15 protein-coding genes are annotated in these 18,088 nt (G+C 40.9%); 1 reads left to right on the top strand and 14 read right to left on the bottom strand.

All coding sequences use genetic code 11. The features are described from left to right. Positions 1-6: 6 nt before the first annotated feature. The 14 genes from PISS_RS03680 to PISS_RS03615 all read right to left on the bottom strand — a co-directional run bounded on the left by PISS_RS03680 (position 7) and on the right by PISS_RS03615 (position 15,940). The gene (locus PISS_RS03680; protein WP_058154257.1) at positions 7-3,093 is read right to left on the bottom strand and encodes a ligand-binding sensor domain-containing diguanylate cyclase; all 3,087 of its coding nucleotides are present in this window, start codon (positions 3,091-3,093) and stop codon (positions 7-9) included. Between the two features lie 31 nt (positions 3,094-3,124). Beyond that, a complete protein-coding gene (locus PISS_RS03675) occupies positions 3,125-3,610 on the bottom strand; it encodes a phosphatidylglycerophosphatase A family protein (RefSeq protein WP_008110211.1) in 486 nt (161 codons plus the stop codon). Then, complete coding sequence (gene thiL, locus PISS_RS03670) at positions 3,607-4,581, bottom strand: thiamine-phosphate kinase (protein WP_008110214.1); 975 nt, start codon at positions 4,579-4,581, stop codon at positions 3,607-3,609. Before thiL ends, PISS_RS03675 begins: the two co-directional genes overlap by 4 nt. An 84-nt stretch (positions 4,582-4,665) precedes the next feature. Next, positions 4,666-5,079, bottom strand: coding sequence for a transcription antitermination factor NusB (gene nusB / locus PISS_RS03665; RefSeq protein ID WP_008110215.1), 414 nt, complete (start codon positions 5,077-5,079; stop codon positions 4,666-4,668). A 15-nt stretch (positions 5,080-5,094) separates the two neighbouring features. Beyond that, positions 5,095-5,559, bottom strand: a complete 465-nt coding sequence (gene ribH / locus PISS_RS03660) for a 6,7-dimethyl-8-ribityllumazine synthase (protein WP_008110216.1) — start codon at positions 5,557-5,559, stop codon at positions 5,095-5,097. A gap of 93 nt (positions 5,560-5,652) precedes the next feature. After that, positions 5,653-6,765 carry a bifunctional 3,4-dihydroxy-2-butanone-4-phosphate synthase/GTP cyclohydrolase II gene (gene ribBA / locus PISS_RS03655; protein ID WP_013464232.1) on the bottom strand — a complete coding sequence of 371 codons (1,113 nt, stop codon included), beginning with the start codon at positions 6,763-6,765 and terminating at the stop codon, positions 5,653-5,655. Positions 6,766-6,793: 28 nt separating this feature from the next. Beyond that, on the bottom strand, positions 6,794-7,447 hold the full coding sequence (locus tag PISS_RS03650) for a riboflavin synthase (RefSeq protein WP_008110218.1): 654 nt from the start codon (positions 7,445-7,447) through the stop codon (positions 6,794-6,796). 24 nt (positions 7,448-7,471) lie between these two features. Continuing rightward, positions 7,472-8,599, bottom strand: a complete 1,128-nt coding sequence (gene ribD, locus PISS_RS03645) for a bifunctional diaminohydroxyphosphoribosylaminopyrimidine deaminase/5-amino-6-(5-phosphoribosylamino)uracil reductase RibD (protein WP_058154256.1) — start codon at positions 8,597-8,599, stop codon at positions 7,472-7,474. Between the two features lie 2 nt (positions 8,600-8,601). Next, positions 8,602-9,051, bottom strand: coding sequence for a transcriptional regulator NrdR (gene nrdR, locus PISS_RS03640; protein ID WP_010390928.1), 450 nt, complete (start codon positions 9,049-9,051; stop codon positions 8,602-8,604). A gap of 107 nt (positions 9,052-9,158) precedes the next feature. Continuing rightward, positions 9,159-10,415: a serine hydroxymethyltransferase gene (gene glyA / locus PISS_RS03635; protein WP_013464229.1), complete on the bottom strand. Its 1,257-nt coding sequence runs from the start codon at positions 10,413-10,415 to the stop codon at positions 9,159-9,161. Between the two features lie 268 nt (positions 10,416-10,683). Continuing rightward, the gene (thrC, locus tag PISS_RS03630) at positions 10,684-11,967 is read right to left on the bottom strand and encodes a threonine synthase (RefSeq protein ID WP_058154255.1); all 1,284 of its coding nucleotides are present in this window, start codon (positions 11,965-11,967) and stop codon (positions 10,684-10,686) included. Between the two features lie 11 nt (positions 11,968-11,978). Next, positions 11,979-12,914: a homoserine kinase gene (gene thrB / locus PISS_RS03625; protein WP_058154254.1), complete on the bottom strand. Its 936-nt coding sequence runs from the start codon at positions 12,912-12,914 to the stop codon at positions 11,979-11,981. Positions 12,915-12,923: 9 nt separating this feature from the next. Next, on the bottom strand, positions 12,924-15,341 hold the full coding sequence (gene thrA / locus PISS_RS03620; protein ID WP_058154253.1) for a bifunctional aspartate kinase/homoserine dehydrogenase I: 2,418 nt from the start codon (positions 15,339-15,341) through the stop codon (positions 12,924-12,926). 230 nt (positions 15,342-15,571) lie between these two features. Beyond that, positions 15,572-15,940 (bottom strand): response regulator, encoded by a 369-nt coding sequence (locus PISS_RS03615; protein ID WP_024601555.1) that lies wholly within the window; start codon positions 15,938-15,940, stop codon positions 15,572-15,574. Between the two features lie 376 nt (positions 15,941-16,316). Between PISS_RS03615 and PISS_RS03610 the strand changes: the two genes are divergently transcribed. Then, a complete protein-coding gene (locus tag PISS_RS03610; RefSeq protein WP_058154252.1) occupies positions 16,317-18,083 on the top strand; it encodes an ATP-binding protein in 1,767 nt (588 codons plus the stop codon). The last annotated feature ends 5 nt before the right edge of the window (positions 18,084-18,088 follow it).

Here is an 18,088-nt window from a genome sequence, read left to right as displayed (position 1 = left end):
TAATCTCTAGCGCATCCATACCTTAATATCGGCTAGACCATTGCTTTGTAACAAACCAATTTGCTGTTCAACATTGGGGTTTTGCTCAAACTCAAATGCATCTAATTGCTCGTCAAAGGTAATATTAGCGACGCCATCGCCGCCGCGTTTTTTAACTTGATGTAATGCTATGTCAGCTAGATTAATTGATGTTTCCCAGCTAATAACTTGCCCACCTAAGAGAGGTAACGGATAGAACGACCACCCGACTGACGCTGTTATATTGGTTGTTTCACCGTTAGGAAGCTGAAACGAATAATCTGCAATTGCTTGGCATAATTCAGATACATAGCTGTCGATTAAATTACATTTAAAATCGCGCAATAACAGTAAAAACTCATCACCACTCCAACGGGCAACATAATCAGAACCTTGTGTACGCGAGTTAAGTAATGCCGCTACTTGTTGTAAACAGCTATCTCCAGCAATAGGGCCATAGGCATCGTTAATGCGGCTAAAGTTATCTAAATTAATAATTAACAACACCAACGATTTACCTTGAGCCTGCAATGACTGCGAGTTACGCTGAAAATGCTCAATATCTTTTGGTAGTTGATCAAACAAAAAACGGCGACTTCTCAGCCCTGTTAGCTCATCAGAGTGACTAACAAGTTTAAGCTGAGAGTTTACTTGGTTTAATTTATCGTTTGCTTGGCGAAGCTCAAGGGTTCGCTCAGTAATAAGCCCCTCAAGAACTTGCTGCTTACGTCGCTCTTGAACTTTAAATACCCAAAACACCAAATAAAAGAGCAACACAAAACCACTGGTGATCAGTAATCTAAAATATATAGTTTCACCAAATCGTTCAGGCACCACAAAAGCGTATTCGGCCGATTGCGCTTTGCCCCAATCTTCACCTTGACGTTTTGTCTCTAATTCAAATAAAAACATACCTGCTGGTAAGTTAGTGTAAATTGCTTCTCGGCGGGTATTTGCATAGCGCCAATCATTATCAAGTCCATTGAGTTTATACCTAAACTCTATACTTGCAGGTGCATAATAATCGATAGCGGTATAGGTAAGCGTTACGTCACGCTCGTCAGTTTTAAGTACTGGCTTTTTACCTAACGCAGCCGCAGCAAGTTTTCGTGATGGCGTGGTTAAAGTTTCTATAGTTGGTTTAAGTGAACGCAGTCCAAATAATTCTACGTCTTTAGGAATTTCTACAACGCCTTGCAAGCTGGGATACCAAATTGAATTATCCATATCAACCACCGCATCATGGCCTAAACCATTACAGCATTGACTTGCTTTACCATCGAGCTGTCGATCAAATGAAGAGATCACTTCCTCCACTTTTAGGCTTTCAATGTTGGCTTTGAATTGCTCAACTGGCATGCGATAAACCCCTTTCATGGTGCTTACCCAAATGCGTTTTGTAGTATCATCGTACTCAAGACTAAATATAGAACCATATGGCAGCCCATTGGCGGCATCTAATTGCTGCCACAGCCCTTGTCCACTGCGATAAAACAAACCATCGTTAAGCGAGCCAATTAAAATCCCCACGCCTTTAATGTGTAAAATGCTAGTAACGTACGCACTTTCCAAAGTGGTTTGGTCACCTATTTTTTCTATCCCGCGTTCAGTAAAGTAATACGCCCCTTTACTGGTACCAATCACCCCAAAATTTGGTTTATCTAAAACATAGGTTACAAACTTACTGCCTAAAAAAGCATTGTACGCAAAAGGGTTTAACCCGTTGTAATTTAAACGATATAAGCCTCGCCCAGTGCCCACCCAAAAGCCGCCTTTAGTCGACGTACTAATAGCAAATACAGGATTATCACTTAGCGCACGGGCAGGGAAACTATATAAGGTATTCGACTCGTAGAAAAACAAACCTCTACCAGTGGCAACATAAAGACGATTGCCGTCAAACTGTAAGTCATGTACTGAGGCGTTACCATACTTGGTACTGTTGATGACATTGATAAACGTTTTATCGGCATCGAAATAGCCTACGCCGCTTTTGTTGGCAATCCATAACTTACCATCTGGTGATTTACTAATGGCCATAACCGCTTCGGTCATTTTAGAAATGGCTGAATGGCGCTCTATTCGCCCTTCGTGAGCAAGCCAAAGTCCCTCACTAAAACTCGCTAACCATATATTATTTTCATCATCTCTAAATATATCGGCAAACCAAATACTTTGATCTAATTGACTGGGCTCAACCCATTGCCAATCATCCGACTTCCCTCTGAACAATAAGCGCCCATAAGTCGATACCCACAAGCCACCATTGCCATCACTCATAAACTTATAAACGGCTGAGTTGTTAGCGTTAGGCAGCGGAAATGGGCGTAGCTCATCATCTAAATCTAAAAAGTAAGCGCCTAGCTCAGAAGCAAGATATAAATTGCCATTTAAAAAGGATAAGTCGTGAACAATTGTTTGTGCTAAACGATCAGGCAAGGCCACTTTAGCGGTAAGCTCTAAGCGCAATTTAGAAAAATCAGACGCGCTTTGCGTCAAGCGCAATAAATTACGATCGTTAACCAGCCAAATTCCCTCTGGTGAGAGCGCCATTTTACTGACTGACCCTACTATTTGGGTGATCGCAGTGGCATTTACGATAGGGCTCGGATTGTTTAGCTGGTCGCGCAGCTCTATCTGGCCTCTGTCTATGTAATAAAGCCCATTAGCTGCTATCCAAATACTGCCTTTAGAGTCTTCAAGAATATCTCTAACAGGGCCTTTAATATTAAACTCTTGTGCGGTTAGCTTTTCTGGGTCTATAACAACGAGGCCGTTTTTCGTGCCTATCCATAATAGTCCTTGGCCATCAATCAGTAATTTATTGATGCCATTGCTGGGTAAAAACAGACTATTTTGAGTGTTGTAATTAGTAAAAGTGTTACCATCAAATCGGCTTAATCCGAATTGCGTACCAAGCCACATGTAGCCTTGGTTATCTTGCACCACACTTTTGAGGGATTGTGAGGGAAGTCCGTCTTTAATGTTCCATTGTTTAACTACGTAATCAGTAATTGAAGCCGTACTTGGCATGGCACACATCAAGAGTACACAAACCAATAAAAATCGCATCATAGTGCTGCCACCTAGTTAAACAAATAATAAATTAAAAGGGTAGTAAACCTACTTTTATCAATGCTTGCAAACAAATAAGCGAAAAAATACCTGCAAGTACATCATCGGCCATAATACCAAACCCACCATGAGCACGTTTATCAAGTATACGAATCGGCCCTGGCTTTGCTATATCAAAAAAGCGAAATAGTAAAAAGCCCACTAATAATGTTTGCCAATTCAGTGCTGCACCAATCATCGTTATATAGTAACCAGCGACTTCATCCCAAACAATAGCTGGATGATCATGAACTTGAAGGTCATCAGCTGTTTTTCCACATGCCCAAATACCAAATATACTGATCACCACCGCAAATACAATTTGTAACCATAACGGAAAATGCATGGTAATAAAAATAAATGGTAACGCCGCTAAAGTACCAAATGTACCAGGGGCTTTAGGCGCAAGCCCTGTACCAAAACCCAAACCAAAAAATTGATGTGGGCGTTTTAAATTAAATAATCGGTTTTTATTCAAACCTGCTCCTTGGAAAAGTGCTCAAAGCCTTTGTGCTCAAAAACAAACTTTTCACCTTGGTGTAATAATTCTATATTCCCGTCACCACTTTTGATTTGGCCGATACAGGTTGCTTCTACACCGTATTGGCGCAACTTAATATCGAGCATACTCTTATTACTGTCTGGGACAGTGTAAAGTAGTTCATAGTCATCGCCATAGTTGAGTATAAAAGGAAGCTGTTGCTCAAAATCAAGACTCGCTTGCATCGCATCAGAAGTAGGTACATTTTCAATATTGATTGTTGCACTGACCTGTGACAAATCCAAAATGTGACCTAAATCAGCAAGTAAACCGTCTGAAATATCAATAGCTGATGACGCTAAGCCACGCAAAGCTTGTCCGGCGGCCACGCGTGGCGTTGGAAAGTTTAAACATTTATTAATATGCTTTAAATGTTCAGGTGCAACTGGCAAACCTTGTTTTTTTGACTCAATTGCCAAACCAGCATCACCTAGCGGTCCGGTTACAAAAATCCAGTCGCCCACTTTTGCGCCACTTCGACGCAGTGCTTTACCTTCAGGAACCGTGCCTTTTGCACAAATAGTAATACTGAGTGGGCCTTGAGTCGTATCGCCACCAATAATTTGTACATTAAAGTACTCAGCAATTTCATGCATGCCGTCAGTCAGCTCTGCAATCCATTGTGGATCGATACTTGGCAACGTGAGTGCAACCGATACCCATGTAGGCTCTGCACCCATGGCAGCTAAATCACTTAAATTTACTGCCAGAGCTCGATGCCCTAATGCGCGAGGAGAGATATCATGAAAAAAATGCACCCCAGCAACTAAGGTATCTGTTGTTACAGCAAGCTGACAGTTTGCTGGTACTGTGACAAGCGCACAGTCGTCTCCAATCCCTAAATTAACATCGCGACGAGTGATACCGCGACCTTTAAAGTAGTGATTAATTAATTCAAATTCCTTCATACACAAAAAAGCCGACCTATGCCGGCTCTCCTTTTTAACGGTTATTTATAACAACTCACTGAAATTAATATGCAGCTTAAGTTGTTATGACTTGCGTAACTGTTTTACAGCTTTATCAAGTACACCGTTTACAAATTTATGGCTATCTTCAGCGCCAAACATTTTCGCTAATTCAATGCTTTCATTGATAGCCACTTTGTAAGGAACATCTTCACGAAATTTAAGCTCGTAGCTGCTTAAACGTAAGATTGCACGTTCAACTTCGTCTAATTCATCAAATGGACGAGTTAAATGAGGCGATACAGCTTCGTCTAGTTGCTTATGATTTACGGCAACTCCACGCGCTAAATCTTTAAAATATTCAACATCAATTTTAGTCACATCGTTTTCGATCAACATTTGTTGTTCGATATCGGCAATTGCATTGCCGCTTAATTGCCATGAATACACGGCTTGAAGTGCTAAGATACGTGCTTTACGTCTTGCTGCTGGTTTCACAAAAATTCCTTAAACTTAAATTTTATCTAACACATTAACCATTTCAAGCGCACCTAAAGCAGCTTCGCCGCCTTTGTTACCCATTTTGGTACCTGCGCGCTCAATTGCTTGCTCAATGCTTTCAGTGGTTAATACGCCAAATGCAACCGGGATATCATACTCAAGCGATACTTGTGCAAGCCCTTTATTTGACTCGCCAGCGACGAGATCAAAGTGAGGCGTGCCCCCTCTGATCACTACACCTAAGGCGATAATTGCATCATATTCTTTTTTTGCTGCAACGCGTTTCGCTGCTAAAGGTAATTCAACCGCACCGGGTACGTAAATCACGGTAATATCGTCTTCTGATACTCCACCAGTACGTTTTAGCTCATCAACAGCACCTGCAAGCAAGCTACTACCAATAAAGTCATTAAAACGAGAAATGACAATGGCAAACTTTTTGCCTGGAGCGTATTTATTACCTTCAATAATTTTCATTTGATAACCCTAAAAATAAGTTTAAGCGATTTCGGTTGCGCAAAAATTGATGCGCATTATACCACATAAATAAAATAATAACCTAGCGCGTAATTATTGTGGCTCTACGTAGTCAACCACTTCTAAATGGAACCCTGATAATGCATGGTATTTTTTAGGTAAACTCATCAAACGCATTTTTTGAATACCTAAATCAGCCAGAATTTGCGAACCCACACCTACGGTGCGCGAAGTACCTTGAAATTTACGTGGCGTCACATTTTCACCCGCATCAGCTGCGGCAAATGCTTTTACTGTGGCTTCTAACTCTTCAGTGCTTTCTTGCTTACCTAAAATAACTAAGGCGCCATTATGCTCAGCAATATAAGCCATTGCTTGCGATAAACCCCAACTACGGTCAGCGTTGCGATCAGAGAGTAAAATATCGTTAAAGGTACTTTGTAAATGCACACGCACTAAGGTCGGTTCTTGTTGTTTTATTTCACCTTTAAGCAATGCATAGTGTAACTGCCCATCAATGGTGTCTTTGTATGTCACTAAGTCAAACTCACCATGTTCAGTTGGCAATTTACATTTTGCAACTTGCTCAATTGTGGTTTCGTTTAGGTTGCGGTACTCGATTAAATCAGCAATGGTGCCAATTTTAATATCATGTTGCTTAGCAAATACTTCTAAATCAGGACGACGCGCCATGGTGCCATCTTCATTTAGGATTTCTACAATCACTGATGATGGCTCAAGCCCTGCTAAACGCGCTAAGTCACACCCCGCTTCTGTATGCCCTGCACGTGTTAACACGCCGCCTGGTTGCGCCATAATAGGAAAAATATGACCTGGTTGTACAATATCGCTTGGCACAGCGCCTTTCGCGATGGCAGCTTGAACAGTGCGGGCACGATCCGCTGCAGAAATACCTGTGGTAACCCCTTTTGATGCTTCAATCGACATAGTGAAATTAGTTGAGAATGCGGCACCATTATTTTTTACCATTAATGGTAAATCAAGCTGCGAGCAACGCTCTTGAGTCATCGTTAAACAAATTAGTCCACGGCCATGAGTCGCCATAAAGTTAATGGCTTCTGCACTAATGTGTTCAGCAGCAATAATTAAATCGCCTTCATTTTCTCTGTCTTCATCATCCATTAAAATAACCATTTTACCGGCTTTAATGTCATCAATTATTTCTTGTGCGCTGTTTAAATTCATAAGTTGCTCGTATAAGTTGTCAATGTCGTTATTTTATAAAGCCCGCTTTAGCGAGTAAGCTCATCGAAATATCTGAACCCGTAGGTTGCTCAGCCCCTCTAACTAGGCGCTCTAAATAACGTGCTATTTGGTCGACCTCTAAATTCACTTTGGTACCGACTTGAAAATCAGCTATGGTCGTTTGCCCGCTGGTGTGGGGCACAATCGTCAGTTTAAATTTATTACCTTCAACAGCATTAACCGTCAGGCTAATACCATCAATACAAACCGACCCTTTGTAAGGAATGTATTTCATTAAATTTTCATCGGTGGCTAACCAATATTCTGTTGCTCGCGCATTGGCATTAATTGCTGTGATAGTGGCAATACCATCTACATGGCCAGACACTAAATGACCACCGAGGCGCGAAACAGGTTGCATCGCCTTTTCTAGATTAACGGTTTGCCCTAATGCGTAATGTGCAAACCCTGTTAAGCTAATCGTTTCATTTGATAAGTCAGCACTAAAGCCGTCAATATGCTTATCAACAACCGTCAGGCAGACACCATTAGTTGCAATACTGTCACCTAACTTAACATCACTCATATCAAGGTTTTTACTTTGGATACGAATAGCTAAATCACCTTGTTTTTTTTGTAATAACGCAATTTTACCTGTCGCTTCAACTATTCCAGTAAACATAGTGCTACTCTTTATATAAAATGATTAATGAGCTTTTTTTAGTGCTGTGATACGTAAATCATCACCGATTGGCACACACTCATTAAAAGTTAAATTAATGGTATTTTGCATACTCATTAACTCTGGGAAATTTAGTAAACTTTTAGCATCGCTGCCCATTAATTTAGGAGCAATGTAAAAAACAAACTCATCAATTAAATCAAGTTCTGTCATTTTACCGGCCAGTGTTGCTCCGGCCTCTAGCCACACATTATTAAACTGCAATTGGGCAAGCGTGTTTAACACGGCCAGTAAATCTACTTTATTATTATTTTCAGGTACTTCAATCTGTTTAACAAAATGAGGCCACTGATGCGATTTATCAACCTTGGTGGTAAATATTATCACCTCACTTTGAATTGAAAATAAGGCAAGATCAGGGGTAAGTCTGTTTTGTGAGTCAATAACAACGCGAACCGGTTGGCGCAGTGGTAAATCAGTTGGTAAAGAATACGGTAACTCTTCTGGGCGCACATTTAATTTTGCATCATCCATTAATACCGTATCGGCACCGGTTAAAATTGCACAGCTTTGTGCTCGGTATAGTTGCACATCTTGGCGTGCTGCGGGGCCGGTTATCCATTTACTTTGCCCATTTTTAAGCGCCGTTTTACCATCTATACTTGCGGCCATTTTGCAAGTAACAAAGGGTAATCCCTGCTCCATGCGCTTAAAAAACCCAAGGTTTAATGCGCGAGCTTGCGCTTCAAGTAACCCGTAAGCGACTTCTATACCAGCATCCGCTAAAATTTTCAGACCTTTGCCTGCAACTTGCGGGTTGCTGTCAACCATTGCGGCAATCACTTTTTTAACACCTGCTGCTTTTAGCCCTTCAGCACAAGGCGGTGTTCGACCATAATGACTGCAAGGCTCTAGGGTTACATAAGCGGTTGCGCCTTTGGCATTTTCGCCAGCCATAGCCAGTGCGTTTACCTCTGCATGACCTTGGCCCGCTAACTGATGAAACCCTTCACCTATTACTTTATTGTTTTTTACGAGTACGCAGCCAACATTAGGATTAGGGGTTGTCGTAAAGCGCCCTTTTTTTGCCAGTTCAATAGCGCGAGCCATGTAGCGTTTATCATCCTCTGAAAACGAACTTTGCTTGGTCATTACTATTCCCCTAAGCGGGCTATTTCTTCACCAAATTCGCGTATATCTTCAAACGAGCGATATACAGAGGCAAATCTTACATAGGCCACTTTATCTAACTTTTTAAGCGCTTCCATAATGCACTCACCCACCAAATGGCTAGACACTTCGCGTTCGCCAGTGGCTCGCAGCTGCGACTTAATAATATTAACCACTTCGTCAACTTGCTCAGTGCTTACGGGGCGTTTTTCGAGGGCGCGAGTTAAGCCATTTAGTAACTTATCTTCATTAAACGGTTCGCGGCTGCCATCTTGCTTGATGACCCGTGGCATCACTAATTCAGCCCCTTCAAAGGTGGTAAATCGTTCGTGGCACTCATTACATTCACGACGTCTACGTACTTGGTGTCCCCCGCCGACAAGGCGAGAATCAATAACTTTAGTATCTTTGGCGGTGCAAAATGGGCAATGCATAACTGTGTGTTTCCGTTTTAAAAACAAAAAATGGCCGCTATTATAGCGGCCATTATCATAACAAAAATGTGTGCAGTTGTGATCTAAATTACTATTTTACTCTTGGATTAAGCGTAAACAGGTAATTTTGCACAAATTGCTTTCACTTTTTCTTTTACTTGCGCTTGTACTGACTCATCTTCGATGTTATCTAGTACGTCACAGATCCAGCCCGCTAACTCTTTTGACTCTGCTTCTTTAAAGCCACGACGAGTGATTGCTGGTGAACCAATACGCAAACCAGAAGTAACAAATGGTGAACGTGGATCGTTCGGTACTGAGTTTTTGTTAACCGTGATATTCGCATTACCTAGGGCAGCATCTGCATCTTTACCTGTGATATCTTTATCGATTAAATCAAGTAAGAATAAGTGGTTGTCAGTTTTACCCGATACTACTTTGTAGCCGCGCTCTTGTAATACGGCAACCATTGCTTGTGCATTTTTAACAACTTGTGCTTGGTATGTTTTAAACTCAGGTTGAAGTGCTTCTTTAAATGCGACCGCTTTAGCAGCAATAACATGACATAAAGGACCACCTTGGCCACCTGGGAAAACAGCGCTGTTTAGCTTTTTGTAAATTTCTTCATCGCCACACGCAGAAATGATTAAACCACCGCGAGGACCCGCTAATGTTTTGTGTGTTGTGGTTGTTACAACGTGAGCAAATGGCACCGGGCTTGGGTAAACACCCGCAGCAATTAAACCTGCAACGTGCGCCATATCAACAAATAAGTATGCACCTACTTTGTCTGCAATTTCACGGAACTTAGCCCAGTCAACAATACCTGAATAAGCAGAGAAACCCGCAATAATCATTTTTGGTTTGTGCTCAAGTGCTAACGCTTCAACTTGTGCGTAATCAATTTCGCCAGTTTCTTCGTTAAGGCCATACTGAATTGCGTTGTATGTTTTACCAGAGAAGTTAACGTGTGAGCCGTGCGTTAAATGACCACCGTGCGCTAGGCTCATGCCTAATACAGTATCAAGTGGGCTTAAAAGAGCTTGGAAAACAGCAGCATTCGCTTGTGAACCGGCATGAGGCTGTACGTTTGCGTAATCTGTACCAAATAATTCATTTGCGCGGTCAATAGCAAGTTGCTCAACCACGTCTACGTGCTCACAGCCACCGTAGTAACGTTTGCCCGGGTAACCTTCAGCGTATTTGTTAGTCAGCTGAGAACCCTGCGCTTCAAGTACGCGTGGGCTACAGTAGTTTTCAGATGCAATTAACTCAATATGCTCTTCCTGACGTGATGTTTCTTTGCTCATCGCGTCAAATAACTCTGGATCAAAGTCCGAAATATTCATGCTACGTTCTAACATTGGGGTCTCCTGGGCAACGTGTATGGGTATTTTTTAGAGGCTTTATTGTACGCTTAAAACGACGTTTTGCCTACGCTCTTAAGTTGAGGATATTTAAACAGGGATTGAAACTATTTCACAGCATTTTGATGATGATATTTTTTTATAAACTAATAACAATTTTAAATGAATTTTATTTACTACATTTATATAGCTTATGCGTTATGTCTAAAGCGATGCATAAACAAACAAAAAAAGCGGCCTAAGCCGCTTTTATTATCGGCCTTTTTTAGGCAAGCTTTTTAAACAATTCTGTACGCAAAACAGCATAATCGTTGTGCATATCAGTGGCTAAACACGGTTTTGCTAATGCATCAGCTAACGGCTTTGGCATATCTAATTCAACATTAAGGATATCCTCAACGCTGTCTTTAAATTTGGCCGGATGCGCAGTCGCTAAAAAAACCCCCACAGCATCTGCCGCCTTATTTTCTACAAGACCTTGGTAAGCAATTGCGGTGTGAGGCTCTGCAATATAGCCAAGCTGTTGAATTTTTTTCATCACTGTTTGTGTTTGCTGTTCATCAACACTCACCGAATAAAAGTTATCATAACTAAACCAGTTATTATCTAACATTGATTGCACACGTGGCCAGTTATTAGGTTTACTCACATCCATTGCATTTGAAAGCGATTCAATTGTCGCATTAGGCGTCCAATTTTTATCAAGCATAAAGCGCGGTACTGTGTCGTTTTGGTTTGTAGTCGCGCTTAGTTTACCTACAGGCATACCAATAACCGCGCCAATCATAGCCGCACACACATTACCAAAGTTACCACTCGGTACTGAAATATGCGCTGTAGCACGCTTTTCTTTTGGCAGCTGTGCAATGGCTTCAAAGTAATAACATACCTGCGCGACTAAACGGCTAATGTTAATTGAATTTGCTGAGTTTAAACCTAACTTCGATTTTAGCTCTTCATCTAAAAATGATTTTTTAACCAACTCTTGGCAATCATCAAAACTACCCTCAATCGCATAACAGTGAATGTTGTCACCAAGCGTTGTAAATAACTTTTGCTGCGCTAATGAAATTTTACCTTTAGGGTATAAAATAACGACATCAATATTTGGTTTGTTATAAAAAGCATGCGCTACGGCAGCCCCGGTATCACCCGATGTTGCAGTTAAAATAGTGACTTTTTCACCTTGATTAAATTGCGCCAAGCACTCGGCCATAAAACGGCCACCAAAATCTTTAAATGCCAGTGTTGGGCCGTGAAATAACTCTAAGCAATAGGTATTATCTTCAACTTCCACCAGCTTAACCGGAAAGTTAAACGCATTCTTAACCATCTGGGCAACAGTATCACTTGGTAGCTCGTCACCAATAAGGTGCGATAAAATTTTGCCGCTGCGAGTAACAAAGTCCATATCTAGTAATGCATCAACATCACTTAATGGCGCTAACGACTCTGGAAAAAACACACCTTGATTACGCCCTAGTCCTGTTTTTACAGCTTCAACAAACGACACTTTTTGTGAATATTCTTTTAAATTATGTAATTGCATGACTCTTTATCCTATAAAACATTTAATTGACGCGTGCCGTCGTTATCTAATTTACAAATATGGCAAAAGCCTTGCTCGTTGATGTAATTTTCCTCTAGCCACTGCGCGCATTGCTCTGCCGCTTCAAGTGTTTTACATACACTAAACAAGGTCGGCCCTGCGCCTGAAATACTCACAACTTCAGCACCCAGTGCTGGTAAGCTTGCTTTGGCATCACTAAAGCCGCTTATAAGTGGCGCACGGTATGGCTCTGCTATTTCGTCTTTCATAATGCTTAATGCATCATCAAAACGCCCTGTTAACAGTAAGCTACTAAACGCCGATAAACGCTGAGCAAACTCAACCCCGGCATGCATACTTAGCTCTTTTGGTAAAACAGAGCGCGCTTTTGCGGTATTGAGCGAAAAGCCCGGAAATGCGGCAACGTAATACCAGCTTTCATCAATAGGTAAAGCAATAGATTTATCAGGAATTAAATCACCGGTTAACTGTAAGCCACCTAAATAACACGGTGTGATGTTATCGTAATGGCGCCCCCCACTTACAACGGCTTCAAAATCTGCCATAAGCTCAATGAGCTCTACTTGGCTTAAATTAGTTTTGGCAAATTTATCCAGTGCTGCAAATGTCGCCACCACAGAGCAAGCACTTGAGCCTAATCCCGAACCAATCGGCAAATTTTTCCTAAGTTCGAGCTTTACCGCAGGCATATCAGGCGCAACATGCGCTCTAAAGTGCACTAAACACTGATACGCTAAATTTTCTTGCGCATCACTAGGTAGCTTATGTGCATAGTCGCCTGTACAAATAAATTCATCACTCGATGCGGCACTAACAACCGCCACATCACCCAATAAACCGCCATCAATGGGCGCAAGTGCGGCGCCCAGCGCATCAAAGCCAACGGCAAAATTACCAATAGACGCCGGAGCATATACTTCAATCATGACTGACTCCTAGCGAGATAATGTTTTTAATATGTCTGCAAATACACCCGCAGCCGTTACTGCAGAGCCAGCCCCATAACCACGAATTACAAACGGACGCGGTTGGTAGTATTGGCTTAAAATAGCCAGCGCATTTTCACCATCACGAATAACATTCAATGCATGTGATGAATCTACCGCTTCGATTCCGACCTTACAGTGACCATTTTTAATTGTGCCTACATAGCGAAGTACTTTACCTTCACTTGCTGCACTTTGAACACGGTCGTTAAAACCAGCATCTAAGCTAGGTAATTTCGCCATAAACTGCTCAACATTGTCACCTTGGGCAAAACCTGGCGGTAAAACCGACTCCACTTCAATATCGCTAAGCTCTAATTTCATACCGGCTTCGCGTGCAATGATCAGTAATTTACGTGCTACGTCAGTTCCCGATAAGTCATCGCGCGGATCGGGCTCTGTAAACCCGCTTTCTTTGGCTTTAATTGTTGCTTCAGAAAGTGATAAACCATCTTCTAGTGCACCAAACATGTATGAAAGCGAACCTGATAAAATACCACTAAACTCAAGTAACTCATCACCTGCACCAAACAACGATTGCAAATTATCGATTACAGGTAAACCTGCACCTACGTTAGTTTCGTATAAAAACTTACGATTATTTTTATGTGTTGCTGCAATTAAATCTTGGTAATACGTATATGAGCTCGTGGTGGCTTTTTTATTGGCAGCCACGACATGAAAACCTGCATTTAAAAAATCTACATATTGTGCAGCCAAGGCATCTGATGAAGTACAATCAACTAGCACTGGATTAACTAAATGATTTTGCTTAACAAACTGCTCGACCAATTTTAAATCAAACGCTTGCTCTGACTGCGCCAGTTTTTGCTGCCAATCATCAAACGCAATCCCCTCACCATCAAGGTGTAATTGACGAGAGTTGGCAACACCATATAGGTTTAATTTAATATTACGCTTTTCAAGCCATGCTTGTTGACGCTCAAGTTGGTTAATTAGCTCTTGGCCGACTAAGCCACAGCCCAATAAAAACACATCAATTGAAGGCACATGAGTAAAGAAGTTTTCATGGCAAATTTTAACCGCGTCATTACATAATTCACCGTCAATAACGGCTGAAATAGCACTTTCTGTTGAATCTTGCGCTATGGCAACAATGTTTACTTGCGCTTGTGCAAGCGATGCAAAAAACTTAGCCGCTAAACCCTTGTGGGCACGCATGTTATCACCGACTAACGTTACTATTGCTAAATTACGTTGCACATTTACCGGCTCAATGAGCCCCGCTTTTGACTCTAAATCAAAGGCTACTTGCAACGCACTTAACGCTAGATTTAAATCGCTTTCATGTACACAAAAGCTAATGCTAAATTCACATGATGACTGGGTAATGAGTACAATTGACACGTTATCATGCGCCAATGCATTAAATACTTTCGATGCCATGCCCACTTTACCTTTCATGCCTGGACCTGAAACGGTCAGCATAGCTAAATTTTGTAGGCTTGAGAGTGCTTTTACTGGTTCATCAGATACCGTATCGTTACTAATTAGTGAGCCTTGCGCATCTGGGTTATGAGTGTTTTTAATTTCGCATGGCACCCCTGCTTTTGCACACGGTAGGATAGTTTTAGGGTGCAATACTTTAGCGCCAAAATAAGAAAGTTCCATCGCTTCTTTATAAGACAGGAAATCAACCTTAGTGGCTTTTTTGATATAACGCGGATCGGCGCTGTATACACCATCAACGTCAGTCCAAATTTGACACACTTGCGCCTCTAAACACGCCGCAGCAATCGCCGCCGAGTAGTCAGACCCATTACGACCAAGCGTTGTGAGCTCCCCTTCATCATTACTTGCGGTAAAGCCCGGCATAATATAAACCGTCGCAGGGGATTCTTTTAACACGGCTTGAAAACGTGCTTTACTGGCCACTAAATCCGCTTCTGCGTCTATGTATCCGCCGGTTGAAACAATACAATCTGTTGCTTGTAAATAATGCGCGTTATGATCGGCTAATAGACTTTGCATTAGCGATACGCTAACACGCTCACCAAAGCTAATAATGAATGCTCTGACCTTATCAGGGCAGCACTTTATCAGTGCAATACCATCAAGCTTATTTTTAAGTTCGTTAAAGTCAGGCCAGTTTTGAACTGCTCCTTGCTTTTCCTCTACCGCTGCTTTGAGCATGTTGCATCGGCTAGTCAGTGAATGCCATTGTTCGCTAAAGTCATGCCCCTGCTCTGCAGTACTAGCTAAATTAACTAACGAGTCAGTCATGCCTCCTGGGGCTGACAGTACCAGCAACATTTCATCTTTTAATTGTGCCTTAGCGAGTGCAGCAACTTGCTCTAAACAGGCAAAATCAGCGAGCGATGAGCCGCCAAATTTTAATACGCGCATTTTTTATGTTTCCTCATTCCATAAAACGAAAAAAGGCCTGTGTTCTAAGTGAACACAGGCCTTTAAATTTGTTGCACCGACCTATGCCACTATCCAGTAAGAATGGTGGTTGTAATAATAATGGTCGTTACAAGACTAAATGTTTTCATAAGCTTAAGACTGCCTTAACAAAGGCTATTCTGTCAACCCTAAATTAGCAGATAAAACAGTCTTTTTCATCATGAAATTTATTAATAAATGCCAAACTTATGCAAAACTGTACTCAGTTGCGTTTTATTAATTGGCTTATGAATAAAATCGATTGCGCCTAGTTGCGCGACACGTGCTTGCATTTTTTGTTGGATATCAGCAGAGATCACTAATACATAAGACTCTATTTTAGAAATTTTGATTTGCTCAAGTACTTCAATACCATCAACTTCAGGCATGGTTAAATCAAGACACAGGAGATCGAAATGCCTTTGACGCAATTGCTCCAATGCCTCTTTACCGTTAGTTGCTTGCTGAATATCGGCATCAATACATTCTTTTAAACAGCGCATTACCTGTTTGCGAGCAACGGTGGAATCATCACAGACTAAAATAGAAAAACGCATCATAATGACTCATTAATTAAACTCATACAAAACACCTAAACCCACTGTAAAATTAGTTGGTTGCCCAATCCGCAACAGTCAAAATTATAACCAAATTAGCAACGAGCAGATTATTTATTGTAACTTTTATAAACGTTATCAATAAAATGCTTAATTGCACAATACAAATTAGTAAATTAACTATTTCCAAGTAAAAAACAGCCTATCCAAACAAACGGTACTCAAATAGAAACCCAATGCATATAGAACAGAATGATTGCTTATTTAACAACGCTAAATAGCAATATTATAAAATATATGTTTATTTTTAATCATTTATTAACTAATGTTTATAAGCGTACATTAACAGTTGAATAATTTAAGGAAATATAAGCCTCCCATGCCGCAAAAAAGTCTTTCAACAAAGTTACTCACTCGGGTTTTATCAGTTTATTTTATACTGACCTTTGTGGTGACCTGCGGGCAAATTTTCGCAGAGTACGTCAATACTAAAGATTACATACGCGATGAACTTGGCACATTACAAAAGACCTTTGGTAGAAGTTTAACCCGAGCAATTTGGGAGCTAAATATAAAGCAAACCACCACAACCGCCGAAGGATTACTCGATATACCTATGGTTGAGGGGGTTATTATTCGTGACGATAATGGCGCTATTATTTCTCAATTAGGCCGCGCGCTAAATATTCACAATCTTTACAGCCAGCAACTTGTGCAAGAAGATGTCATGGTAGAGGACACCAAAGCCGGTTTATTTGGCTATACATTCCCACTTATTTTTGAGTTTTCAGGACGAGCAACGCAAGTAGGCGATGTTACTTTATTTTCTAGTCGCGATGTAATTTTTAGTCGCATTATGCTCTCTATCTACTTTTTGATTGGTAATGCCATGATTAAAACAACCTTTTTAATCATCTTATTTTTAATTGCATTTAGAAAGTTACTCACCGAGCCCCTTACTCAATTAACCGAGCAAATTGAATACCTTGAGTTAGAAGAGCTTGATGGTCAACAGGTTAAAATAGTCACCGATGAAAATAACGAGCTTAAAGTAATGGAACGCTCTTTTAACAATCTGATTTCGAAGGTTGTTGAGTATAAAAAAGAGTTAAAACAAACTCAGCATGACCTAATTGAAAGCAATCAAAAACTGGACCAACAAAACTTACAACTTGAACAGGATGTTGCGCGTAAAACATCAAATTTAAGCCAAGCAATGATCGATCTGCAGCAACAAAAATATGAACTAGAGCGACAAAAAGCAGTATTAACAGAAGAAGTCGATTTACGAAAGCAAACCGAACAAGAACTGTTAAGCAAGCAAACTCAGCTGCAAAGCTCGCTCGATGAATTAAGCTTTGCGCAAGAGCAACTGGTTGGCTCAGAAAAAATGGCGGTATTAGGCGGCTTAGTGGCGGGGATCACTCATGAAATTAATACCCCTATTGGTATTGGCGTTACTGCCACCTCTTTTTTACAAGAGCGATTAACCGAAATAGAAACTGCGTATAAAAATAAATCATTATCGTCTGCGGCTTTAGAAGGCTTTATTAATGATGCAGCGCAAAGTACTCAACTACTCTCTCACAACTTAGAACGTGCCTCAGATTTAATAACCAGCTTTAAACAAATTGCGGTAGATCAGGCCAGTGAAGCTCTAAGAACAATTAATTTTAAAGACTACATCAACGAAGTTATACGCTCTTTGCACCCACAAATTAAAAAAACATCTCACAGCATTCGTCTACATTGCCCAGATGATTTAATTATTAACTTACCTGCGGGAGTCATTAGTCAAATATTTACGAACCTAATTATGAACTCATTAGTGCATGGTTTTGAAAATATAAACAGCGGCCAAATCACCATAGATGTAAATACTGATGAAAACGACCTCATCATTAATTATCAAGATAACGGTTTAGGTTTAAAACCGGCTCAACTAAAGCGTTTATTTGACCCATTTTTTACCACCAAGCGTGATGAGGGTGGCAGCGGCTTAGGTGCCCATATTATTTTTAATTTAGTAAAACAAACGCTCAATGGTAAAATTGAAGTAAGTAGTGAGCCTGGGCAAGGGTTACACTACCGTATTTCGTTCCCTAAAAACATGTCATCTCCCCTGCCACTTTTTAAACTCGATTAAGCTAA

Origin of the sequence: Pseudoalteromonas issachenkonii (assembly GCF_002310795.1) — a bacterium.
GTDB classification, from domain to species: Bacteria; Pseudomonadota; Gammaproteobacteria; order Enterobacterales; family Alteromonadaceae; genus Pseudoalteromonas; species Pseudoalteromonas tetraodonis.
Note: the sequence above shows the minus strand (reverse complement) of the source record. Positions and strands in the feature narration are given on the sequence as shown.